The following is a 22,409-nucleotide window of genomic DNA, read 5'->3' as shown; positions in this document are numbered from 1 at the left end:
CAGCGATTTCGTCACCTGTCAAAATAGCCCCAACTGACCTGTCATCAGTGTAGCAAAGTCGTCGTCCATAAAGGGCAATATTCCGTCCGCGACGGGCTGTAGCTGGCGGCTGAGGTAGTGTTCATAGTCAAGAGGAGAGCGCTGATAATCCATCGGCTCCGGGCCGCTGGTGGTCCAGACGTACCTGATGGTGCCACGATTCTGATACTGCGGTGCCCGCCCGAGACGGACGTTCTCCTCATCGGCAAGCCGGGCGGCGCGAACGTGCGGCGGCACGTTGCGCTGATACTCCGCCAGCGGGCGGCGCAGGCGTTTGCGGTAGACCAGCTGGTCATCCAGTTCACCCGCCATCAGGCTGGCAATGGTCTCTCGCACAAACTCCTGATAGGGCTCGCGGCGGAAGATTTTCAGATACAGCGCCTGCTGGAAGTGCTGCGCCAGCGGGGTCCAGTCGGTGCGCACGGTCTCCAGCCCTTTAAATACCATCCGCTGTTTGTCCCCCTCCTGGATAAGCCCGGCGTAGCGCTTTTTGCTGCCCTGGTCGGTGCCGCGGATAGTGGGCATTAAGAAGCGGCAGAAGTGGTTCTCATACTCCAGCTCCAGGGCGCTGGTTAAGCCAGCCTGCTGCAGATGGGCCTGCCACCAGTCGTTAACGTATGTCATCAGTGTCTGGCCGATAGCGGCCGCTTCCGCTTCGCTACGGGCGCCCTTAAGCCAGACGAAGGTCGAGTCAGTATCGCCATAAATCACGTCATAGCCCTGAGATTCGATCAGCACTTTGGTCTGGCGCATGATTTCGTGGCCCCGCATGGTAATTGACGAGGCCAGACGCGGGTCGAAGAAACGGCAGGCGCTGGTGCCGAGCACGCCGTAGAAGGCGTTCATGATAATTTTCAGTGCCTGAGAGAGGGGTTTGTTGCCGTGACGTTTGGCGTCTTCGCGCCCGTGCCAGATTTGGCTGACAATCTCCGGCAGGCAGTGTTTTTCCCGGGAGAAACGCGCCCCGAGGAAGCCTTCGGTGCTGTGCTGTTCATCCGGCTGGGCCAGGCCTTCCACCAGCCCGACCGGATCGATAAGGAAGGTGCGGATGATCGACGGATAGAGGCTTTTATAATCCAGCACCAGTACCGAGTCGTACAGGCCGGGCCGGGAGTCCATCACATAGCCGCCGGGGCTGGCCTGGGGCGGCACGTCACCGAGATTCGGGGCCACATAACCCGCCCGGTGCATACGCGGAAAATAGAGATGACTGAAGGCCGCTACGGAACCGCCGTGCCGGTCGACCGCCAGACCATTGACCGTGGCGCGCTCCAGCAGGAACGGCATGATGTCGGTTTTATGAAAAATGCGCGTCACCAGCTCGCAATCTTTTAGGTTATAGGTGGCCAGGGCCGGTTTATCTTCGGCGAACCGGCGGTCAATTTCGTCCATCCTGTCCCAGGGGTTGTCGATGGACTTGCCTTCACCGAGCAACTCCTGCGACACCGATTCCAGCGAAAACGATGAGAAACTCCAGAACGCCGATTTTAACGCTTCGATGCCGTCGATAATCAGGCGCCCGTTCGCCTGGGCAAAGAAGACGCCGTTTTTAAAGCCGTGCTCGCGCCACTCCAGCTCGCTGTTACCGCGCCCGAGCAACAGCGGAATGCGGTAGCGTTCGGCGTGCTTTTGCAGCACCCGCAGGTCGAACTGCACCACGTTCCAGCCGATAATGACGTCCGGGTCGTGCCGGGCAAACCAGGCGTTCAGTTTCTCGAGCAGCTGCGGACGGCTGTTCACGTAGATAAGCTCAAAATCGAGGCCGGACGCATCGCCGTTTGCCGGGCCGAGCATGTAGACCACCCGCTGGCCGCAGCCTTCAATCCCGATGCAGTACAGCTCGCCATGGCGGGTAGTTTCAATATCCACCGACGCCCATTTCAGCGGCGGTCGATAGTGCGGGTTGGGTTTAAGGCGAGCATTGATCAGCCGATCGCCCCGGGGCGTCCCGTCCACCCAGACCGGGGCGGTGATAAAGCGCTCCATCAGAAAGCGTTCCGGGGGGCGGACATCGGCTTCGTACAAAGTCACGCCCGCTTCCCGCAGCAGTTTTTCATAGCGCATCAGCTGGCGATGGGCGCGGCAGTAGAGGCCGTAGACCGGGCGACGCTGGAAATCTTTCAGTTCAAGGGGGGCCAGCCGCCAGCCGTTCTCACCGCGCAGCAGCTGTTTGGTTTTTTCGACGTCAGGCTCAGGAATAAAGGCCACGGACTCCTGCGGCGGCAGGGTGATGTGCAGCGGGCCCTTGTCGGTCGCCAGCCAGAACTCCACTTCGGTGCCCTGGGGGGTATCCCGCCAGTGTCGGGTCAGTAAAAAGCCTTCTTGCGCCTGCGCCACGCTGTTGTCTCATAAAACAAAACCAGGCGTGAGTATAGCCTGGTTGTGGGTGTTTTGCTGGGGTTTTATACAGTGTGCTTTTGCCGAATGGCGCTGCGCTTATCTGGCCACCGGGCGGCTTTTACTGCCCGTAATACGCCTTCGCACCATGCTTGCGCAGATAATGTTTGTCCAGCAGGGTCTGCTGCATATCCGGCAGCTGTGGCGCCAGCTGGCGGCAGAAGATGCCCATATAGGCCACCTCTTCCAGCACGATGGCGTTATGTACGGCGTCTTCGGCGTTTTTGCCCCACGCGAACGGGCCATGGGAGTGAACCAGCACCCCCGGCATCTGTGCCGCGTCGATTCCCTGTTTCTCAAAGGTTTCGACGATGACGTTACCGGTTTCCCACTCATACTCACCGTTGATCTCGGCATCGGTCATCTTGCGGGTGCAGGGGATGGTGCCATAGAAATAGTCAGCGTGAGTGGTGCCGGTCGCCGGGATGGGTTGCCCGGCCTGCGCCCAGATGGTCGCGTGGCGGGAGTGAGTGTGGACGATGCCGCCAATCGACGGGAAAGCCTGATACAGCAGACGGTGGGTCGGCGTATCGGAGGAGGGCTTTTTCGTTCCTTCCACCACTTCGCCGGTGGCGATGCTGACCACTACCATATCGTCGGCGGTCATCACCCGGTAGTCGACGCCGGACGGTTTAATGACGAATACGCCAGCTTCGCGGTCGACCGCGCTGACGTTGCCCCAGGTCAGGGTGACGAGATTATGTTCCGGCAGGGCCAGGTTAGCTTCGAGTACCTGACGTTTAAGATCTTCCAGCATGTATCCTCCAGGAAAAAAGGCCCGCCCTGCGGCAGGCCAAAGGTTCCCCTGTTAACGTTTTGAACCGTAATAGACTTCGTTCCAGCGCAGGGCGTCTTTGAACGCCGGCATACGGGTGTCGTTATCAATCACGGTCAGCTCGATGTCGTGCAGCTCCGCGAACTGACGCATGTCGTTGAGATCCAGCGCATGGCTGAAGACGGTATGGTGGGCACCGCCCGCCACGATCCAGGCTTCGGACGCGGTCGCCAGATCCGGCTGGGCTTTCCACAGGGCGTTAGCCACCGGCAGTTTTGGCAGCGAGTGTGGCGTTTCCACGGCGTCAACGCAGTTAACCAGCAGGCGGAAACGATCCCCCAGATCGATCAGGCTGGCGTTGATGGCCGGGCCGGTGCGGGTGTTGAAGATCAGACGCGCCGGATCGGCTTTGCCGCCGATGCCGAGGTGCTGAACGTCAAGGATCGGTTTTTCATCAACGGCGATCGACGGACAGACTTCCAGCATGTGCGAGCCCAGCACCAGATCGTTGCCGTTCTCGAAGTGGTAGGTGTAGTCCTCCATAAAGGAGGTGCCGCCCTGCAGACCGGTCGACATCACTTTCATGATGCGTAGCAGAGCGGCAGTTTTCCAGTCGCCTTCGCCGGCAAAGCCGTAGCCCTGCTGCATCAGACGTTGTACCGCCAGGCCCGGCAGCTGCTTGAGGCCGTGAAGATCTTCAAAGGTGGTGGTAAAGGCATGGAAGCCGCCCTGTTCCAGGAAGCGCTTCATACCCAGCTCAATACGGGCCGCATCGAGCACGTTCTGGCGTTTGTCGCCGTTGATTTGCGCCGCGGCGGTCAGGCGGTAGCTGCTTTCGTACTCATCGACCAGCGCGCCGACGTCACCGTCGCTGACCTCATTGACGACCTGCACCAGGTCGCCCACCGCCCAGGTATTGACGGAGAAACCAAATTTGATCTGCGCGGCCACTTTGTCGCCGTCAGTCACCGCCACTTCACGCATGTTGTCGCCGAAGCGCACCACTTTCAGCTGACGGGTATCCTGCTTCGATACCGCCTGGCGCATCCACGAGCCAATACGCTGGTGGGCCTGTTTATCCTGCCAGTGGCCGGTCACCACCGCGTGCTGCTGGCGCATACGCGCGCCGATGAAGCCGAACTCGCGGCCGCCGTGTGCGGTCTGGTTCAGGTTCATAAAGTCCATGTCGATGCTGTCCCACGGCAGGGCCGCGTTGAACTGGGTATGGAACTGCAGCAGCGGTTTGTTGAGGATCGCGAGGCCGTTGATCCACATCTTGGCCGGGGAGAAGGTGTGCAGCCACACCACCAGCCCGGCGCATTTGTCGTCATAGTTGGCATCGCGGCAGATATGGGTAATTTCGTCCGGCGAGGTGCCCAGCGGCTTCAATACCAGTTTGCACGGCAGTTTTGCTTCCGCATTCAGAGCGTTGACCACATGTTCTGCGTGCTGAGTCACCTGGCGCAGGGCTTCCGGCCCGTAAAGATGCTGACTACCAATCACAAACCACACTTCATAATTATTAAAAATCGTCATTATCGTGTCCTTAATGTGTCAGGGTTGCCGTAGATTCCGGGATGCTCTTAACCGGGGCGGCGACAGGGAGATAGTGCTGCTCAGCGCTCTTCGCCCACTGCTGGTAGCGCTGATAAAGCTGTTCAAATCGTTGCGCCTGCTGTGGGCGCGGCTGCAGGGTGCTTTCCACCTGGCTCGCCATATGCTGCTGCGCCGTCGGGATATCGGCATGTATCCCCGCAGCGACCGCGGCGAAGATCGCCGCGCCCAGGGCGCAGCACTGATCGGAGGCGACAATCTGCAGCGGCCGGTTCAGCACGTCGCAGCAGGCCTGCATGATCACCGGGTTTTTACGGGCGATACCGCCCAGGGCCATCACCTCATTAACGGCGATCCCCTGCTCGGTGAAGCACTCCATAATGGCGCGTGCGCCAAAGGCGGTGGCGGCCACCAGCCCGCCGAACAGCGCCGGGGCGTCGGTGGCGAGATTCAGATCGGTAATGACCCCTTTCAGACGCTGGTTAGCATTCGGCGTGCGGCGGCCGTTAAACCAGTCGAGCACCACCGGGAGATGGTCGAGGGATGGATTTTTGGCCCAGGCCTCGGTCAGCTGCGGCAGGAGCTGCTTCTTGCTGGCGTCGATCTGGGTTTTCAGTTCCGGATGTGCGACCGCCAGCTGATCCAGCGGCCAGCCCAACACCCGGCCAAACCAGGCGTAGATATCCCCGAAGGCGGACTGCCCCGCTTCGAGGCCGATAAAGTCCGGCACCACGCTGCCGTCCACCTGGCCGCAGATGCCTTTCACGGCGCGGTCGCCGACGCTGGCTTTATCCGCCGTCAGAATGTCGCAGGTGGAGGTGCCGATCACTTTCACCAGCGTATTCGGCTGGGCACCGGCACCGACCGCGCCCATATGGCAGTCAAATGCGCCGCCGGAGATGGCGACGTGCTGCGGCAGGCCAAGGCGTTCCGCCCACTCGGCGCACAGGGTGCCCACCGGGATATCGGCAGTCCAGGTGTCGGTAAACAGCGGGTAGTTGAGGTTCTGGTTGATGATTGGGTCGAGTTCGTCAAAGAAGGCGGCAGGCGGCAGGCCACCCCAGCTTTCATGCCAGAGGGATTTGTGCCCGGCGCTGCAGCGGCCGCGACGGATATCCTGAGGGCGGGTGGTGCCGGAGAGCAGGGCCGGAACCCAGTCGCACAGCTCAATCCATGACACCGCCGCCTCGGCAACGCGCCGATCCTCGCGGGTCACGTGCAGGATCTTCGCCCAGAACCATTCGCTGGAGTAAATGCCGCCGATGTAGCGGGAGTAGTCGCTTTTGCCAGGCTGATGGCACAAACGGGTGATGGCCTCGGCTTCTTCCACCGCGGTATGGTCTTTCCACAGCACGAACATGGCGTTCGGGTTATCGGCAAACTCCGGGCGCAGCGCCAGCACGTGGCCGTCGGCGTCAATCGGGGCCGGGGTGGAGCCGGTACTGTCCACGCCAATGCCGACGATCTGGGTGCGTTGCGCTTCGCTTAATTCAGCCAGCACGGTTTTGATCGCCGCTTCCATCGACTCAATGTAGTCGCGAGGATGATGGCGGAACTGATTGTTCGGCGCATCGCAGAAGCGCCCCTCCTGCCAGCGCGGGTACCACTCAACGCTGGTTGCTATCTCCTGACCCGTTGTGCACTCCACTGCCAGGGCGCGTACTGAGTCACTGCCAAAATCGAGGCCAATCGCAATTGCCATGGTGTTGCTCCATCAAAAAACAGATATGAATGAACATTAGAGAGTGAGGGGAAAAATCGTCAGGCAGGATCCGCTAATCTTATGGATGATTTTGCTGTGACATGGGAAAGTGTGACGCCGTGCAAATAATCTATGTGGACATTTCTGCCGTGGTTATAGACACTTTTGTTACTGCCGACCCGCTCGATGTTACGGTTAAATCGCAACGGAAGCGTTTAGATGGCGGACCTAAAAGCGGGCTGATACCTTTTCGCTCTTTCGCTGGCCCCTTTTTATGCCGCTTCTGTTGATATGGACAAATGGTTTCCTTCAGGACCGTCAGGAGTAAAGACAATATGGCTGAAACGCAAAGTGATCCCCTGCTGCCGGGCTACTCATTTAACGCGCATCTGGTGGCGGGGCTGACGCCCATTGAGGCCGAAGGCTATCTCGACTTTTACGTTGACCGACCGCTGGGGATGAAGGGCTATATCCTCAACCTGACCGTGCGCGGGGAGGGGGTGATCAAGAATGGCGATCGGACCTTCGTCTGCCGTCCGGGAGATATCCTGCTCTTTCCGCCGGGCGAAATTCACCACTATGGCCGCCATCCCGATGCCCGGGAGTGGTATCACCAGTGGGTCTACTTCCGTCCCCGTGCCTACTGGCACGAGTGGCTGGCCTGGCCGTCGATGTTTGCCCATACCGGCTTTTATCGCCCGGATGAGGTCCATCAGCCGCAGTTTCGTGAACTCTTCGCCCAGATCATCGAGGCCGGGCAGGCCGGGGGGCGCTATGCCGAGCTGCTGGCAATCAACCTGCTGGAGCAGCTCCTGCTGCGCCGGATGGAGGCGATCAACGAATCCCTGAACCCGCCGCTGGATCACCGGGTGCGCGAAGCCTGCCAGTACATCAGCGATCATCTGGCGGACAGCCAGTTTGATATTGCCAGCGTTGCCCAGCACGTCTGCCTGTCGCCGTCGCGTCTGTCGCACCTGTTCCGCCAGCAGCTGGGGGTAAGCGTGCTGAGCTGGCGCGAGGATCAGCGCATCAGTCAGGCCAAGCTGCTGCTCAGCACCACCCGGATGCCGATTGCTACCGTCGGGCGCAACGTCGGCTTTGAGGATCAGCTCTATTTTTCCCGGGTCTTCAAAAAATGCACAGGCGCCAGCCCGAGCGAATTTCGCGCCGGTTGTGAATAGAAGGTAAATAAAACTAAACATATTCGCTGAATGCCGTTCACACCCGGTAAACTATTCAGACAATTGTTGTCTTGACGCAGCAGGCCTCTCTTCGCAGAATCCCTGCTTCGTCACCTGACCGGAACTGTTATGCAGGCATTGCTGGAACATTTCATTACCCAGTCCGTTACTTACTCGCTTGTCGCTGTGGCGTTAGTGGCCTTTCTTGAATCCCTGGCGCTGGTCGGACTGATTTTACCCGGCACGGTGATGATGAGCGGGCTCGGCGCCCTGATCGGCAGCGGCGAGGTTAACTTCTGGCAGGCGTGGCTGGCGGGGATCGTCGGGTGTCTGCTGGGGGACTGGATCTCATTCTGGCTGGGCTGGCGCTTTAAAAAGCCGCTTCACCGCTGGTCGTTCATGAAGAAGAACAAAGCCCTGCTCGATAAAACCGAGCATGCCCTGCACCAGCACAGCATGTTTACCATTCTGGTGGGCCGCTTTGTTGGTCCGACGCGTCCGCTGGTGCCGATGGTGGCGGGGATGCTGGATCTGCCAGTGACCAAGTTCATCGTGCCGAACCTGCTGGGCTGCCTGTTCTGGCCGCCGATCTACTTCCTGCCAGGCATTCTGGCCGGGGCGGCCATTGATATTCCTGCCGGGGTTCAGAGCGGCGGCTTTAAGTGGCTGCTGCTGGCGAGCGCGCTGCTTCTATGGCTGGCGGCATGGCTCTGCTGGCGGCTGTGGCGCAGCAAAAAAGCCTCTGCGGATCGTCTGAGCAATTACCTGCCGCGCGGGCGCCTGTTCTGGCTGGCACCCGTCACCCTGGGTATCGCTGTGGCGGCGCTGGTGGCGCTGATCCGCCACCCGCTAATGCCGGTCTACGGCGAGATCTTATTGAAGGTCGTCAGCCGCTGACCGCTGTCAGTGGATCCCCAGCAGGCGCGACGCGCTGGCCTTGCCGCTAACCAGCTGTTCCGTATCGCCGTCCCAGGCGATACGGCCATCGGCAATCACCACCGATCGAGGGGCAATTTTAACCGCATCTTCCACGCTGTGGGACACCATCAGCATCGTCAGGTTCTGGCGTTCACACACCTCTTTGACCAGCAGCAGCATCTCCTGACGTAACGCCGGGTCGAGCGCTGAAAAGGGCTCATCCAGCAGCAGGATCGGCTGCTCGCGTACCAGACAGCGGGCGAGGGCGACGCGCTGACGCTGACCGCCCGAGAGCTCGCCCGGCAGCCGGTCCAGCAGATCGCCAATCCCCATTTGCGTTGCGATATCACCCAGCTTCTGCTGTTGCCCGGCGTTCAGCCTGAGGCCCGGATGCATACCGAGACCGATATTCTGGCGCACGCTCAGGTGAGTAAAGAGATTGTTTTCCTGAAACAGCATCGACACCGGGCGCGCGGCAGGCGGCGTGTGGGTGTGGTCCTGGCCCTCAATGGTGATGCGGCCGTTGGCCGGTTGCAGAAAACCGGCCACCAGATTGAGAAGCGTACTTTTCCCCGCGCCGCTGGGGCCGAGCACGGCGATCAGTTCGCCCTGGCGCACGGACAACGTGAAGCGCATCGGCAGGTGCTGATAAAGCCAGGTTACATCAGTGAGAGTTAGCATCACGCCCCGGGATTTTTTCGATAACGGTAAATAACGCAAAGCACAGCAGCAACAGCAGCAGCGCCGTAACGGCGCCATCCTGACTGCGATACGAGCCAATCTGCTGATACAACCAGAACGGCAGGGTGCGGAAATCATCATTGCCAAACAGCGCCACCACCCCGAAATCTCCGATCGACAGCACGCAGGCAAAGGCCAGCGCCTGCGCCAGGGGGCGTTTCAGGGCGCGGAGTTCCACCACCTTCAGCCGTTGCCAGCCGTGCATCCCAAGCGAATCGCAGAGCAGAGTGTAGCGGGCGCTGAGGTCGCGCATCGGATTTTCCAGCACCTTCAGCGCATACGGAATGGCCATCAGGGCGTTGGTGAAGATGACGATGCCATCGGCCGACTCGGGCAGGCCGATAGTGCTGTTGAACAGCAGGAAAAACCCGCTCGCCAGTACGATGCCGGGCATCGCCAGGATCAACATTCCGCTCAGATCCAGCGCCTGCCCGGCCACCATTGCCTGCCGGGCATACAGCTCGCGGCTGGTCCACAGCAGCATCATGGTCAGCAGCACGCAGAGAAGCCCCGCCCCCAGCGCAATGCGTAGCGAGGTGCCGAGCGCCTGCCACAGCACCGGCTGCTGGAGCACCGACAGCAGATTAAGATTCAGGCCATCCACCACCACCGCCAGCAGCGGCGGGAGCAACAGCAGCAGGGCGAGGGTGATGAGCAGGCCATCGGTCAGGCGGCTGTGCAGGCTGTCCTGTGGATCGCGCCAGCCGGCAAGCTGGCTGCTGCCCACGGCAATGGCTTTACCCAGCCGCTGGCTCAGCATCACCAGCCCCAGGCAGCAGAACATCTGCACCATCGCCAGCAGCGCCGCGCGGCCCGGATCGTAGTCGTAGCTGAGGGCCTGATAGATGGCGAGCTCAATGGTGGTGGCCTGCGGCCCGCCGCCCAGCGAGAGCACGGTGGCGAAGCTGGCAAAGCAGAGCATAAAGATCAGCGCGGCAACGGGCGGAATTTGGCGGCGCAGCCATGGCCACTCAACGAAGCGGAAAAAGGACCAGCCGCGCATCCCGAGCTGGGCGGCAAGCTGGCGCTGCTCGCCGGGGATGTTCTCCAGCGCCTGCAGCAGCAGCCGCGTCGCCATCGGCATGTTGAAAAAGACGTGTGCCAGCAGGATGCCCTGCAGGCCATATGGCGAGAAGGTCCACTCCAGCCCGAGGGCCTGGCAGATCGCGGCAAGCCAGCCCTGACGTCCGTAGACGCTGAGGATGCCAAATATCGCCACCAGCACCGGCAGGATCAGGGTCATGGCGCACAGGCGCAGCAGCGCCTGCCGTCCGGGGAAACGACGCCGGTAGAGGGCGCGGGCAAGAAATATGGCGGGCACGACGGAGAGCAGGGCGGAAAGAAACGCCTGCCAGAACGAGAAGCGGATGACGTGCCACAGATAGCTGTCGTGTAGCAGCGCCGTAACGTCGGTGGCTGGCGCGTTAAACCACAGCGCCAGAAATGCCCCCAGGGCGACGGCCACCATTAAGATGGCGGCGATCAGCCCCGGGAGTAACCAGCCGGCGATCAGCGGCTGACGGCGCGTTGCCATTCACTGACCCAGGCGGCACGTTTCCCGGCTACTTCCTGCGGGGAGTATTCCAGTGCGGTTTGCGGTTTCACCAGAGCATCGAAACCGGCCGGTAAAGCCACGTTCGTGACCGGGTACATCCAGTTGCCGGTGGGGATCGTATTCTGGAACGACGGCGAGACCATAAATTTCAGGAACTTCTCCGCCAGTTCCGGCTGTTTGCTGGCATAGGTCCGGGCGGCGACTTCGACCTGCAGGTAGTGGCCTTCGGCAAAATCAGCCGCGGCGTAGTTCTCTTTTTTCTCCGAAATAATGTGATACGCCGGAGAGGTGGTGTAGCTCAGCACCAGGTCGCTTTCCCCTTTCAGGAACAGGCCGTAAGCCTCGCTCCAGCCTTTGGTGACGGTGACGGTTTTGGCCGCCAGCTTCTGCCAGGCTTCCGGGGTTTTATCCCCGTACACTTTTTGCATCCACAGCAGCAGACCCAGCCCCGGGGTGCTGGTGCGCGGATCTTCGTAGATCACGCGCCACTTTTGATCGCTCTCAACCAGCTCTTTCAGGCTCTTCGGCGGGTTTTTCAGCTTGTTTTTGTCATACACGAAGGCGAAGTAGCCGTAATCGAACGGCACAAAGGTGTCATTCTTCCAGCCGCCAGGGAGGTTAACCGCATCGGTCGCCACGCCGCTTTTAGCGAACAGCCCGGTTTGCGTTGCCGCTTCCAGCAGGTTGTTATCCAGACCCAGCACCACGTCGGCTTTGCTGTTCTTACCTTCCATACGCAGGCGATTGAGCAGCGAGACGCCATCCTCCAGCGCCACGAATTTCAGCTCGCAGTTACAGTCGGCTTCAAAGGCTTTTTTGACCGCCGGGCCAGGGCCCCAGTCGGCGGCGAAAGAGTCATAGGTGTAGACCGTCAGGACAGGGCTGGCAACGGCAGGCAGCGCGATCAGCGCCAGCAGGGGAAGAACAGTTTTGAACACTTTGCACCTCTGTATTTGAGAGTGGCAAAGGATTTTGAGCGACAGCCTCAAATCCCTTCGCCGGCGTTATCCGGATCAGGTTCGACGGGTATTTTCTCAGCACACGCTTGCGCGCAGCACCCCGTTGAGAACGGCGGTATTGTAATGATTTGGTGAATATTACGAAAGTATTATGGTTCCGGCGGCGCAAACCACGCGGATTTAAAGTCAAACCAGCCGAGGGTGTTCATGCGCAAACCACGCATGCTGCGCTGCCCCTGGATCATCAGCCAGTGGTGGATCAGCGGGACAATCGCCTGCTGGGACAACAGCTGCTGGCACCAGACAGCAAGGTTCATCTCGCCCGCACGCCACTCGGCGGCATCCTGCTGCCAGTCGCGCCCAATGCAGTGCTGCAGGAGCGGGACTTCATACAGATGTGAAAACAGCGAGAAGTCGAGGGGCAGGGTGAAATTGACGCTGTTGAGCCAGATGTCGCTCACCGTCTCACCACGATACCACTCCTCGTAGCTGACCTCCCGAATGTTGAGCGTCACCTGCTCGGCGGCCAGCAGTTCGCTCATCATTCGGGCGATCACCCGGTGTTCGATATGCTCGCGGTAGAAGGTCAGGGTGAGGCTCTCCAGTCCGGCCGGTTTATCGCCGCGTCCCGGGCGGGCGTGGTGCCAGCGCGGCAGCAGGCCATACGCCGGGAACCAGTAGGACTGATAGACCTCCTCAGCCTGATAGATCAGGTTCGCCGGAGAGAGGATCCGGCTTACCCACTGACGCACTTCGGCGCTAGCCCCGCGGTGGGAGCGGGCGTCGAACAGCAGATAGTAACAGCCCTCTTCAAGCCGACTTTCCACCGCCTTTTCCCCCTCGGTGGGCCCTTCCAGCGTCAGGCCGACGCTAAGCTCTTCGTTGATATCCGGGAGGACCCAGACGTTCACCTCATCAATCAGCGCCCGGTAGCCAAAGTAGTCATCGAAGGCGCGGATCTTGAGCTGGTTATTGTTGTTGCGCGAGACGGCGTAAGGCCCTGTGCCCACCGGCAGGCTGGCAAAGCTATGCATCGTTTCCCATTCGCGCGGCAGGATCATCGAGGGGACATATCCCAGCAGCCACGGCAGCCAGCGGTCGGGCTGCGAAAGCTGAATATCCAGGGTCCAGGCGGTGGGCGACTGGATCCGGGTGATATGTGAATAGAGCGGCAGCTCACGGGCGCGCTGCAGCGAGGCGATGACGTCGGCCATCTCCAGCTCGCGTCCGTGGTGGAAGTGGATGCCGGGCCGCAGGAAAAAACGCCAGTGCAACGGGGAAAGTTGCTGCCAGTGGTGGGCAATGTCGGCTTCCAGTTCCCCGTTTTCCTCATTTATGCGCGTCAGTCCGCTAAAAATCTGCCGCGCCATGTGGGTTTCGGAGCGCCGTAATGCGCTGCCCGGCAACAGGTTTTTCATCGGACGATAATAGAGCACCCGCAGGATATGCCTGCCCTGGCGGAAGCTGCGGCCCAGGTGGGAGACCAGCATCTGGCGCACCGCGGCCTTGTCACCCACCAGCTGCACCAGCTGTTCGATGCGATCCTGTTCAAGCAGATCTTCCGCCCGCTGCTGCTGTAGCGCCAGACCGGTATAAAGAAAGGTGAGGCGGGAACGCTTGCCGCGTCCGGCTTCGGCTTCCCAGTTCAGCCAGCCCTGCTGCTGCATGGTGTTGAGCAGGGTGCGCATATGGCGGCGCGAGCAGCTGAGCAGCTCGGCCAGTTCACTGAGCGTGGTGTCCCGGGTCTGGCCGTCACAGCACTGCCACAGGCGGATAAATTGTTGTTGCAGACGACCAGAGGGCATAAAAGAGGAACTCCTGACAAAAAATCAGCAATTTATTAATCCCTATATTAAGCCAATAATTCACTTCGATGAAGCGAGGAGGTGAATATGAAGAGGTCTACCGCGAATCAGTTTTACCAACAGTACTTCTCAGCGACAAAGGGAGTGTCCTGGCTGGCCCGCCGGTGTGCAGAGCAGCGGCTGAAAATACTGGAAGATCTGATGCAGTGGGAGGTGACAACGTCGACCTCGGAACGCTGAATTGCTTCGATCATGTGTGACTGAGTATTGGTGCGAATCACCACGCCAGCAGGTATTATCTGCTGGCTTTTTTCGTTTTCACTTGCGCTAAAGGGAACAGGTAATGCTCTGGTTAATGACGATGGGACGCCGGCTCAACGGTGTGTATGCCGCCTTTTTAATGGTGGCTTTTATGATGGGCGTCGCCGGTGCGCTGCAGGCCCCGACCCTGAGCCTGTTCCTGAGCCGTGAGGTGGGTGCCCAACCCTTCTGGGTGGGGATTTTTTACACCGTCAATGCTGTCGCCGGGATCCTGGTCAGCCTGTGGCTGGCGAAGCGATCGGACAGCCAGGGAGACCGCCGCAAGCTGATCCTCTTTTGCTGCGCGATGGCGATCGGCAACGCGCTGCTGTTTGCCTTTAACCGTCACTATCTGACCTTGCTCACCTGCGGCGTGCTGCTGGCAGCGCTTGCCAACACCGCCATGCCGCAGCTGTTTGCCCTCGCGCGGGAATACGCCGACAGCTCGGCGCGGGAAGTCGTGATGTTCAGCTCGGTGATGCGTGCCCAGCTGTCGCTGGCGTGGGTTATCGGCCCGCCGCTGGCCTTTATGCTGGCGCTCAACTATGGCTTTACCGCCATGTTCTCCATTGCGGCGGCCATTTTTGCCGTTAGCCTGGGGCTGATCGCCTTCGCGCTGCCCTCCGTTTCCCGGGTGGACTCTGCAGGTGCGATACCGGTGACCCAGGTCAGCGGCTGGAAAGACAAAAATGTCCGCAGGCTGTTTATCGCCTCCACTCTGATGTGGACCTGCAACACCATGTACATCATCGATATGCCGCTGTGGATCAGCAGCGATCTGGGCCTGCCGGACAAGCTCGCCGGGATCTTAATGGGCACCGCCGCCGGGCTGGAAATCCCGGCGATGATCCTCGCCGGTTATTACGTCAAACACTTCGGTAAACGGCGGATGATGGTGATTGCGGTGGCGGCGGGCGTGCTGTTTTATCTGGGGCTGATCCTCTTTCACAGCCGCGAAGCGTTACTTGCCCTGCAGCTGTTTAACGCGGTCTTTATCGGCATTGTTGCCGGGATTGGCATGCTCTGGTTTCAGGATCTGATGCCGGGGCGGGCAGGTTCGGCCACTACCCTGTTTACCAACAGCATTTCAACCGGGGTGATTCTGGCGGGGATTATTCAGGGCGCGGTGGCGCAAAGCTATGGTCATTACGTGGTTTACTGGGTAATTGCGGCCATTTCGCTGGTGGCGCTGGTGCTGACCTGGCGGGTAAAAGAGAGTGAAATTCTGGAAGGCGGCTTCACGAATTGAGAGCCCATTCTGACAGCAGGACGGATAACGCATAGAGTTCACGCGGGTGCTTGAGGCTGTTTGCCTGAGGCATTGCTGGAAGGGTAGACAGAAGAAAGCCCCACTCAACTTAACATTGATGTGAGGCTACCCAAACAAACATACTTGACCCTATGAGGGTAGCCTCTTCATCGCTGGAAAGCAATAAGGAGGCTGGAATGCCAAAACGTACTCTGCTGTTAGGTTTGTTGATGATCTGTATGACGTTACTGATCTTCACCTGGATGGTTCGCGACTCGCTGTGTGAGCTGCGATTCAGACAGGACCATACAGAGCTGGCGGCAGTGTTAGCTTGCGAAGTGAAACGTTAAGGCGAGGGCGGGGAGATGTTTCCCCGCCTTTCCAGAGTGGTTGGTTGGCTCAGGCACCTTTTTAATGGCCCGCATCGCGGGCCATTAATTTAACTCATAAAGGCCGGCTGCTTGTTCTCGTAGGCCGCAATGGCATCTTCGTGCTGCAGCGTCAGCCCGATGCTGTCCAGACCGTTGATCATGCAGTGGCGACGGAACGCATCGATGTTAAAGCCATAGGTTTTATCCCCGGCTTTCACTTCCTGCGCTTCCAGATCCACCACAAAGCGAATCCCTGGGTTGCTCTGTACCAGCGCAAACAGCTCGTCGACCTGCTCATCGCTTAAGGTCACCGGCAGCAGCTGGTTGTTGAAACTGTTGCCATAGAAGATATCGGCAAAGCTCGGCGCAATCACCACTTTGAAACCGTAGTCTGTCAGGGCCCAGGGCGCATGCTCACGGGATGAGCCGCAGCCGAAATTTTCCCGCGCCAGCAGGATCGACGCGCCTTTGAATTCCGGGAAGTTCAGCACGAACTCCGGATTCGGCACTTCGCCTTTGTCATCCAGAAAACGCCAGTCGTTAAACAAGTGGGCGCCAAAACCGGTGCGGGTGACCTTCTGTAAAAACTGCTTCGGAATAATAGCGTCGGTATCGACGTTGGCCGCGTCCAGAGGGACCACCAGGCCAGTATGTTGGGTAAATTTCTCTGCCATGATGGTCTCCTTATTTCAGGCTGCGAATATCGGCGAAATGGCCGGTCACTGCGGCTGCCGCGGCCATCGCCGGGCTGACCAGGTGTGTGCGCCCGCCGCGCCCCTGACGACCTTCAAAGTTACGGTTGCTGGTAGAGGCGCAACGCTCGCCCGGATTCAGGCGATCGTTATTCATGGCCAGACACATGGAGCAGCCTGGCAGACGCCATTCAAAGCCCGCTTCAATGAAAATTTTATCCAGGCCTTCGGCCTCCGCCTGCGCTTTTACCGGGCCGGAACCTGGCACCACCAGCGCCTGCACGCCCGGGGCCACTTTACGGCCTTTCGCCACTTCTGCCGCCGCGCGCAAATCTTCGATACGCGAGTTGGTGCAGGAGCCGATAAACACTTTATCAATCGCCACGTCGGTCAAAGACACGCCCGGTTTCAGGCCCATATAGGCCAGCGCTTTCTCTGCGCTGGCGCGCTCAACCGGATCGGCGAACGAGGCCGGGTCAGGAATGCTGTCGTTAACGGAGATCACCTGGCCCGGGTTAGTCCCCCAGGTCACCTGCGGCGCGATGGCTTCGGCCTGCAGGGTCACCACGGTGTCAAACTGCGCGCCTTCGTCCGTTTTCAGGGTTTTCCAGTAAGCGACCGCATCGTCGTAGTGCTGGCCTTTGGGGGCATGCAGACGATCCTTCACATACGCGAAGGTGATCTCGTCCGGGGCAACCAGACCGGCTTTTGCGCCCATCTCAATGGCCATGTTGCAGAGGGTCATACGACCTTCCATGCTCAGGGCCTGGATCGCGCTGCCGCAGAACTCCACCACATGGCCGGTGCCGCCGGCGCTGCCGGTTTTACCGATGATCGCCAGCACGATGTCTTTGGCGGTGATGCCCGGTGCGGCCTGGCCAGTAACTTCAATTTTCATGGTCTTCGCGCGGCCCTGCTTCAGGGTCTGCGTCGCCAGCACGTGTTCTACTTCTGAGGTGCCGATCCCGAACGCCAGTGCACCAAAGGCACCGTGGGTAGCGGTGTGGGAGTCACCGCAGACGATGGTCATCCCCGGCAGGGTGATGCCCTGCTCTGGGCCCATCACGTGGACAATGCCCTGATACGGGTGATTCAGATCGTACAGTTCAACGCCAAATTCGTTGCAGTTCTTAATCAGCTCCTGCATCTGAATGCGCGCCATCTCACCGGAGGCGTTGATGTCTTTGGTCTGCGTCGAGACGTTATGGTCCATCGTCGCAAAGGTTTTGCCTGGCTGACGCACCGGGCGATGGTGCGCGCGCAGGCCGTCAAACGCCTGCGGTGAGGTCACTTCGTGCACCAGATGACGGTCAATATAGAGCAGTGGGGTTTCGTTTGGCGCTTCGAAGACTACGTGCGCATCAAACAACTTTTCATACAACGTCTTCGCCATGATTACACCCCTTCAGCGACATAGCGGGCGATGATGTCACCCATTTCATCGGTAGTAACAGCAGCAGCGCCACGGGCCAAATCACCGGTGCGAATGCCTTCTTCCAGCGCACGGTTAATGGCGTTTTCAATCGCCGTCGCCGCGTCGTTGGCATCCAGGCTGTAGCGCAGCAACAGCGCGAGGGACAGGATCTGCGCAATCGGGTTAGCAATGTTCTTGCCCGCGATATCCGGTGCTGAACCGCCTGCCGGTTCGTACAGGCCAAACCCTTCTTCATTCAGGCTGGCGGATGGCAACATCCCCATCGAGCCGGTGATCATCGCGCACTCGTCAGAGAGAATGTCACCGAACAGGTTGGAGCACAGCAGCACGTCGAACTGGGACGGATCTTTAATCAGCTGCATGGTGGCATTGTCGATATACATATGCGACAGCTGCACGTCCGGGTATTCCCGGGCGATTTCGTTGACGATTTCACGCCACAGGATCGAGGATTGCAGCACGTTCGCTTTATCGATCGAGGTCACTTTATGGCCGCGCTTGCGGGCAGATTCGAACGCGATACGGGCGATTCGTTCGATCTCAAAACGGTGATAGACCTCGGTATCAAAGGCTTTTTCGTGCTGACCACTGCCTTCGCGGCCTTTTGGCTGACCAAAGTAAATGCCGCCAGTCAGCTCGCGGACACACAGGATGTCGAAACCGTTCGCCGCGATGTCGGCGCGCAGCGGACAGAACTCTTCCAGTCCCTGGTACAGCTTCGCCGGACGCAGGTTACTGAACAGTTTGAAATGTTTACGTAACGGCAGCAGCGCGCCGCGCTCTGGCTGTTCGGCCGGCGGCAGGTGTTCCCATTTCGGACCACCCACGGAGCCAAACAGTACCGCGTCGGCATTCTCACAGCCGGTCACGGTCGCCTGCGGCAACGGCGTGCCGTGATTATCAATTGCGATACCGCCAACATCGTAGTGGCTGGTGGTAATCTTCATCGCAAAACGGGTGCGGATAGCTTCCAGAACCTTCAGCGCCTGTGCCATAACTTCGGGGCCAATTCCGTCGCCCGGTAACACAGCAATATGGTAATTCTTCGACATTACACGGTTTCCTTATTGTTCTCTTTATTCTGAGCCTTGCGTTGCAACTCTTTTTCCACTTCAGCGGCGCGCCAGATGTTGTTCAGCACGTGAACCATCGCTTTGGCGGAGGACTCGACGATATCGGTCGCCAGGCCCACGCCGTGGAAGCGGCGGCCGTTATAATTGACCACGATATCGACCTGGCCCAGCGCGTTTTTGCCCTGGCCCTTAGCCGTCAGGTCATACTTCACCAGTTCAACGTCGTACTCGGTAACGCGGTTAATCGCCTGGTAGATGGCATCGACCGGACCGTTGCCGTTGGCGGCTTCGGCTTTGATCTCGTCGCCACAGGCCAGCTTGACGGAGGCGGTGGCGATATCACTTGAACCTGACTGCACGCTGAAGTAGTCCAGACGGAAATGCTCTGGCTCTTCCTGCTGCTTGTTGATAAACGCCAGCGCTTCCAGATCGTAATCGAAGACCTGACCTTTCTTATCAGCCAGCTTCAGGAAGGCGTCGTAGAGGTGATCCATGTTGTAGTCGGTCTCTTTATAACCCATCTCTTCCATGCGATGTTTTACCGCGGCACGGCCAGAGCGGGAGGTCAGGTTCAACTGCACCTGGTTCAGACCGATGGATTCCGGGGTCATGATCTCGTAGTTTTCGCGGTTCTTCAGCACGCCGTCCTGGTGGATACCGGAGGAGTGGGCGAAGGCACCGGTGCCGACAATGGCTTTGTTCGCAGGAACCGGCATGTTACAGATCTGGCTGACGGTCTGGCTGGTGCGCCAGATTTCGTGGTGATTAATGCGGGTCTGCACGTTCATGATGTCTTTGCGAACCTTGATCGCCATAATCACTTCTTCCAGCGAACAGTTGCCTGCGCGCTCACCGATGCCGTTCATGGCGCCTTCAACCTGACGCGCGCCGGCATGGACGGCCGCGATGGCGTTACCGACCGCCAGGCCTAAATCGTCATGGGTGTGAACGGAGATAATCGCTTTATCAATGTTCGGCACGCGCTCATACAGCCCGGAAATGATATTGGAGAACTCGAACGGCATGGTGTAGCCGACGGTGTCAGGAATATTGATGGTGGTGGCGCCGGCACGGATGGCCGCCTCAACCACGCGGGCCAAATCTTCAATCGGCGTACGGCCTGCGTCTTCACAGGAGAACTCAACGTCGTCGGTATAGTTACGGGCGCGTTTCACCATATAGATGGAGCGCTCAATCACCTCATCCAGCGTACTGCGCAGCTTGGTGGCGATATGCATTGGCGAGGTAGCAATAAAGGTATGAATGCGGAAGGCTTCAGCAACTTTCAGCGACTCAGCCGCCACATCAATGTCTTTCTCGACGCAGCGCGCCAGAGCGCATACACGGCTGTTTTTGATGGTACGGGCAATGGTCTGAACGGATTCAAAATCACCCGGAGAAGAGACCGGGAAGCCTACCTCCATTACGTCTACGCCCATACGTTCAAGGGCCAGAGCAATCTGCAATTTCTCTTTCACGCTCAGGCTTGCCTGTAATGCCTGTTCACCATCACGTAAGGTCGTATCGAAAATAATGACTTGCTGGCTCATGGGTTAGGTCCTTGTCTGAATTTGGGCGCCTTGCTACGAGCATAAAAAAACCCGCGCAGTGGCGCGGGTTTTTTGTCTTAACCAGAGAACGATTCAATGCTGAATTTCGCCCGCCAGTCTACCGCGCACAGTGGATGCGTTTAGTAGTAGTAGACCGGTGAAACGAATGCTGCGAATCATGAATCATGCCCCAGATAAATAAGATATGCTTTTAGTGGTACTGGATACAGGGTTTGATGTCAACCCCTGTGAGGTGAAAACCGTCATTTGCCCTTCCGACCGCCATCCACGAAATTAGCTTATTGTGCTGGTTTTTCCCTGTCTGACAATTTTGTTCGTCTGTAGGATGATGCTGAATACATCGACAGAATTATTTGAATATACTTGATTGCAATTGTTCAAACTTTAGAAACAATAGAGCGGCCTTTTGAATGCGTTAACTTTCATTATCTTAGCCTGATGCTAAGCGCATAAAGTATGCGAAGGTAATGTTAGTGATAATAAAGTGTTAAAGTTTTAAATTAAGTTGCTATTAATATTTCATTAAAACTTAAATAATCCTTAACTAAACACCATGTTGTTTATTTGTGTGATTTATGGTTTCATTCGAATTATTAGCTTGTGGATATGCTTTTTCCTTATCTGAACATGTTTTTATATTTTATTCCGTACCCCTGTCACGGCTGACGGGTATTTATATATTCCTAATTTGTAACATTTCTCTTTTTCTTGTTTTATATGCGTGATAAATCATATTTTTAAAAATGATTGTTGCTGACGAGTAAAGGGAGTTTAGCGTGACAGTGGAGCAGGATATGTCTGAAGAAAAAATTGAAAAACCGGCAGCATTCGATGGGGCAAAACCACAGCTCCGTACGGTGGATCTGAATCTGTTAACGGTATTTGATGCGGTGATGCAGGAGCAAAATATCACGCGCGCCGCCCAATCGCTGGGGATGTCACAGCCCGCCGTCAGTAATGCCGTTGCCAGGCTTAAGGTAATGTTTAACGATGAATTGTTTGTGCGCTATGGCCGCGGGATCCAGCCTACGGCGCGTGCATTTCAGCTGTTTGCATCGGTGCGTCAGGCCTTGCAGCTCGTGCAGAATGAACTGCCGGGGTCAGGGTTTGATTCCTCCAGCAGCGAGCGTATTTTCCATTTGTGCGTTTGCAGCCCTCTCGATAATTACCTGACCTCGCTTATTTATAATAAGGTTGAACAGGTCGCACCTAATATACACCTGGTGTTTAAGTCTTCCCTTAACCAGAATACGGAACATCAGCTGCGTTATCAGGAAACCGAGTTTGTCATTGGCTATGAAGAGTTCCGCCGGCCGGAATTTTCCTGCGTGCCGTTATTCAAAGATGAAATGGTGCTGGTAACCAGCAAAACACACCCACGCCTGCATGGCACACTGCTGGAGAGCGATATTTATCGCGAACAGCATGCCGTTGTCGCCCTCGATCGCTACGCTTCCTTTAGCCAACCGTGGTACGACACTCCGGATAAACAGGCCTGCGTAGCGTATCAGGGGATGGCAATGGTCAGCGTATTAAATATCGTTTCGCAAACGCAGCTGGTTGCTATCGCGCCGCGCTGGCTGGTGGAAGAATTTGCCGAGCCGCTGAATCTACGGATATTACCGTTACCTTTGAATCTTAACTCGCGTACGTGCTATCTCTCCTGGCACGAAGCTGCCGGGCGCGATAAAGGCCATCAGTGGATGGAAGAGCTGCTGGTGAGCGTCTGCCGCCGCTAATCAACCTCAGGATAAATCGCACGGTTGTTGTTATTTATCCTGACTTTCTTTTTATTACTGAAATTTTATTCTGTTGATGTTTTTTTCACTGCCGCTTCCGGGCCGTAAAATTGCATGAATTACTGCACCTTTCCCTTTTTAAATGATGAATGCTCACGGCTCTTCGTTATCGTAGTTGATTTATCCATAACAAATATTAATACCTCATAATTCTTCTTTCGCGTTTATGTGCCCGCGCAGGTTTGCTAATTGCCTGCCTTCCGGCGAGCGGTTATGGTAACTGTCACTCTGCACAATAAAAAAACGCCAGGGGTGACCCTGACAAAAAAGACGGCTCAGTGCATATTTCTCCT

The 22,409-nt window shown here is 57.9% G+C and carries 19 protein-coding genes and 1 riboswitch; of the genes, 6 read left to right on the top strand and 13 right to left on the bottom strand.

Features of this window, described 5'->3' with window-relative positions; genetic code table 11:
- Window positions 1-18: 18 nt before the first annotated feature.
- The 4 genes from polB to araB all read right to left on the bottom strand — a co-directional run bounded on the left by polB (window position 19) and on the right by araB (window position 6,467).
- Window positions 19-2,376 (bottom strand): DNA polymerase II, encoded by a 2,358-nt coding sequence (gene polB, locus LRS40_RS03385; protein ID WP_231313083.1) that lies wholly within the window; start codon window positions 2,374-2,376, stop codon window positions 19-21.
- Window positions 2,377-2,497: 121 nt separating this feature from the next.
- Entirely contained in the window at window positions 2,498-3,193 is a 696-nt protein-coding gene (gene araD / locus LRS40_RS03380) for an L-ribulose-5-phosphate 4-epimerase (protein ID WP_142488207.1), read from the bottom strand.
- 51 nt (window positions 3,194-3,244) lie between these two features.
- A complete protein-coding gene (gene araA / locus LRS40_RS03375) occupies window positions 3,245-4,747 on the bottom strand; it encodes an L-arabinose isomerase (protein WP_231313082.1) in 1,503 nt (500 codons plus the stop codon).
- 10 nt (window positions 4,748-4,757) lie between these two features.
- Window positions 4,758-6,467, bottom strand: a complete 1,710-nt coding sequence (gene araB / locus LRS40_RS03370) for a ribulokinase (RefSeq protein WP_231313081.1) — start codon at window positions 6,465-6,467, stop codon at window positions 4,758-4,760.
- Between the two features lie 335 nt (window positions 6,468-6,802).
- Here araB and araC point away from each other — a divergent pair, with 335 nt between their 5' ends.
- Window positions 6,803-7,648, top strand: a complete 846-nt coding sequence (araC, locus tag LRS40_RS03365; RefSeq protein WP_142488210.1) for an arabinose operon transcriptional regulator AraC — start codon at window positions 6,803-6,805, stop codon at window positions 7,646-7,648.
- Window positions 7,649-7,777: 129 nt separating this feature from the next.
- Window positions 7,778-8,545 (top strand): DedA family protein, encoded by a 768-nt coding sequence (locus LRS40_RS03360; RefSeq protein ID WP_231313080.1) that lies wholly within the window; start codon window positions 7,778-7,780, stop codon window positions 8,543-8,545.
- A 6-nt stretch (window positions 8,546-8,551) separates the two neighbouring features.
- Here LRS40_RS03360 and thiQ read toward each other — a convergent pair whose 3' ends face one another.
- The 4 genes from thiQ to sgrR form a co-directional block, all read right to left on the bottom strand.
- Window positions 8,552-9,247, bottom strand: coding sequence for a thiamine ABC transporter ATP-binding protein ThiQ (thiQ, locus tag LRS40_RS03355; protein WP_231313079.1), 696 nt, complete (start codon window positions 9,245-9,247; stop codon window positions 8,552-8,554).
- Window positions 9,231-10,841 carry a thiamine/thiamine pyrophosphate ABC transporter permease ThiP gene (gene thiP, locus LRS40_RS03350; RefSeq protein ID WP_142488213.1) on the bottom strand — a complete coding sequence of 537 codons (1,611 nt, stop codon included), beginning with the start codon at window positions 10,839-10,841 and terminating at the stop codon, window positions 9,231-9,233. Before thiP ends, thiQ begins: the two co-directional genes overlap by 17 nt.
- A complete protein-coding gene (gene thiB / locus LRS40_RS03345; RefSeq protein WP_231313078.1) occupies window positions 10,817-11,800 on the bottom strand; it encodes a thiamine ABC transporter substrate binding subunit in 984 nt (327 codons plus the stop codon). Before thiB ends, thiP begins: the two co-directional genes overlap by 25 nt.
- A 34-nt stretch (window positions 11,801-11,834) precedes the next feature.
- Window positions 11,835-11,934: riboswitch (TPP riboswitch) on the bottom strand.
- Window positions 11,935-11,970: 36 nt separating this feature from the next.
- Window positions 11,971-13,626 carry an HTH-type transcriptional regulator SgrR gene (gene sgrR, locus LRS40_RS03340; protein ID WP_231313077.1) on the bottom strand — a complete coding sequence of 552 codons (1,656 nt, stop codon included), beginning with the start codon at window positions 13,624-13,626 and terminating at the stop codon, window positions 11,971-11,973.
- A gap of 87 nt (window positions 13,627-13,713) precedes the next feature.
- Here sgrR and sgrT point away from each other — a divergent pair, with 87 nt between their 5' ends.
- The 3 genes from sgrT (at window position 13,714) to LRS40_RS03325 (ending at window position 15,525) form a co-directional block, all read left to right on the top strand.
- Window positions 13,714-13,866, top strand: coding sequence for a glucose uptake inhibitor SgrT (gene sgrT / locus LRS40_RS03335; RefSeq protein ID WP_142488216.1), 153 nt, complete (start codon window positions 13,714-13,716; stop codon window positions 13,864-13,866).
- Between the two features lie 103 nt (window positions 13,867-13,969).
- Window positions 13,970-15,175: a sugar efflux transporter gene (locus LRS40_RS03330; RefSeq protein WP_231313076.1), complete on the top strand. Its 1,206-nt coding sequence runs from the start codon at window positions 13,970-13,972 to the stop codon at window positions 15,173-15,175.
- Window positions 15,176-15,372: 197 nt separating this feature from the next.
- The gene (locus LRS40_RS03325; protein WP_142488218.1) at window positions 15,373-15,525 is read left to right on the top strand and encodes a Hok/Gef family protein; all 153 of its coding nucleotides are present in this window, start codon (window positions 15,373-15,375) and stop codon (window positions 15,523-15,525) included.
- 89 nt (window positions 15,526-15,614) lie between these two features.
- Here the strand turns inward: LRS40_RS03325 and leuD are convergent, their stop codons facing one another.
- From leuD to leuL, 5 genes are all read right to left on the bottom strand, one after another.
- On the bottom strand, window positions 15,615-16,220 hold the full coding sequence (gene leuD / locus LRS40_RS03320) for a 3-isopropylmalate dehydratase small subunit (RefSeq protein WP_156262906.1): 606 nt from the start codon (window positions 16,218-16,220) through the stop codon (window positions 15,615-15,617).
- A 10-nt stretch (window positions 16,221-16,230) separates the two neighbouring features.
- Complete coding sequence (gene leuC / locus LRS40_RS03315; RefSeq protein WP_156262907.1) at window positions 16,231-17,631, bottom strand: 3-isopropylmalate dehydratase large subunit; 1,401 nt, start codon at window positions 17,629-17,631, stop codon at window positions 16,231-16,233.
- A gap of 2 nt (window positions 17,632-17,633) precedes the next feature.
- Window positions 17,634-18,725, bottom strand: coding sequence for a 3-isopropylmalate dehydrogenase (leuB, locus tag LRS40_RS03310; RefSeq protein ID WP_059308730.1), 1,092 nt, complete (start codon window positions 18,723-18,725; stop codon window positions 17,634-17,636).
- Window positions 18,725-20,296: a 2-isopropylmalate synthase gene (leuA, locus tag LRS40_RS03305; RefSeq protein ID WP_142488222.1), complete on the bottom strand. Its 1,572-nt coding sequence runs from the start codon at window positions 20,294-20,296 to the stop codon at window positions 18,725-18,727. Before leuA ends, leuB begins: the two co-directional genes overlap by 1 nt.
- Window positions 20,297-20,389: 93 nt before the next feature.
- Window positions 20,390-20,476, bottom strand: a complete 87-nt coding sequence (gene leuL, locus LRS40_RS24740) for a leu operon leader peptide (RefSeq protein WP_142490058.1) — start codon at window positions 20,474-20,476, stop codon at window positions 20,390-20,392.
- A gap of 635 nt (window positions 20,477-21,111) precedes the next feature.
- On the opposite strand from leuL, the gene leuO reads away from it, so the two are divergent.
- On the top strand, window positions 21,112-22,056 hold the full coding sequence (gene leuO, locus LRS40_RS03300; RefSeq protein ID WP_142488223.1) for a transcriptional regulator LeuO: 945 nt from the start codon (window positions 21,112-21,114) through the stop codon (window positions 22,054-22,056).
- The last annotated feature ends 353 nt before the right edge of the window (window positions 22,057-22,409 follow it).

Origin of the sequence: Leclercia sp. G3L (assembly GCF_021117075.1) — a bacterium.
GTDB lineage: Bacteria > Pseudomonadota > Gammaproteobacteria > Enterobacterales > Enterobacteriaceae > Enterobacter > Enterobacter adecarboxylatus_C.
This window is presented reverse-complemented; position numbering and strand designations above follow the sequence as displayed.

Bases quoted from the DNA above. Each gene is read 5' to 3' on its own strand.
- araD (WP_142488207.1), bottom strand. From the start codon at position 3,193: ATGCTGGAAGATCTTAAACGTCAGGTACTCGAAGCTAACCTGGCCCTG.
- araA (WP_231313082.1), bottom strand. From the start codon at position 4,747: ATGACGATTTTTAATAATTATGAAGTGTGGTTTGTGATTGGTAGTCAG.
- araB (WP_231313081.1), bottom strand. From the start codon at position 6,467: ATGGCAATTGCGATTGGCCTCGATTTTGGCAGTGACTCAGTACGCGCC.
- araC (WP_142488210.1), top strand. From the start codon at position 6,803: ATGGCTGAAACGCAAAGTGATCCCCTGCTGCCGGGCTACTCATTTAAC.
- LRS40_RS03360 (WP_231313080.1), top strand. From the start codon at position 7,778: ATGCAGGCATTGCTGGAACATTTCATTACCCAGTCCGTTACTTACTCG.
- thiQ (WP_231313079.1), bottom strand. From the start codon at position 9,247: ATGCTAACTCTCACTGATGTAACCTGGCTTTATCAGCACCTGCCGATG.
- thiP (WP_142488213.1), bottom strand. From the start codon at position 10,841: ATGGCAACGCGCCGTCAGCCGCTGATCGCCGGCTGGTTACTCCCGGGG.
- sgrR (WP_231313077.1), bottom strand. From the start codon at position 13,626: ATGCCCTCTGGTCGTCTGCAACAACAATTTATCCGCCTGTGGCAGTGC.
- sgrT (WP_142488216.1), top strand. From the start codon at position 13,714: ATGAAGAGGTCTACCGCGAATCAGTTTTACCAACAGTACTTCTCAGCG.
- LRS40_RS03330 (WP_231313076.1), top strand. From the start codon at position 13,970: ATGCTCTGGTTAATGACGATGGGACGCCGGCTCAACGGTGTGTATGCC.
- LRS40_RS03325 (WP_142488218.1), top strand. From the start codon at position 15,373: ATGCCAAAACGTACTCTGCTGTTAGGTTTGTTGATGATCTGTATGACG.
- leuD (WP_156262906.1), bottom strand. From the start codon at position 16,220: ATGGCAGAGAAATTTACCCAACATACTGGCCTGGTGGTCCCTCTGGAC.
- leuC (WP_156262907.1), bottom strand. From the start codon at position 17,631: ATGGCGAAGACGTTGTATGAAAAGTTGTTTGATGCGCACGTAGTCTTC.
- leuB (WP_059308730.1), bottom strand. From the start codon at position 18,725: ATGTCGAAGAATTACCATATTGCTGTGTTACCGGGCGACGGAATTGGC.
- leuA (WP_142488222.1), bottom strand. From the start codon at position 20,296: ATGAGCCAGCAAGTCATTATTTTCGATACGACCTTACGTGATGGTGAA.
- leuL (WP_142490058.1), bottom strand. From the start codon at position 20,476: ATGATTCGCAGCATTCGTTTCACCGGTCTACTACTACTAAACGCATCC.
- leuO (WP_142488223.1), top strand. From the start codon at position 21,112: ATGTCTGAAGAAAAAATTGAAAAACCGGCAGCATTCGATGGGGCAAAA.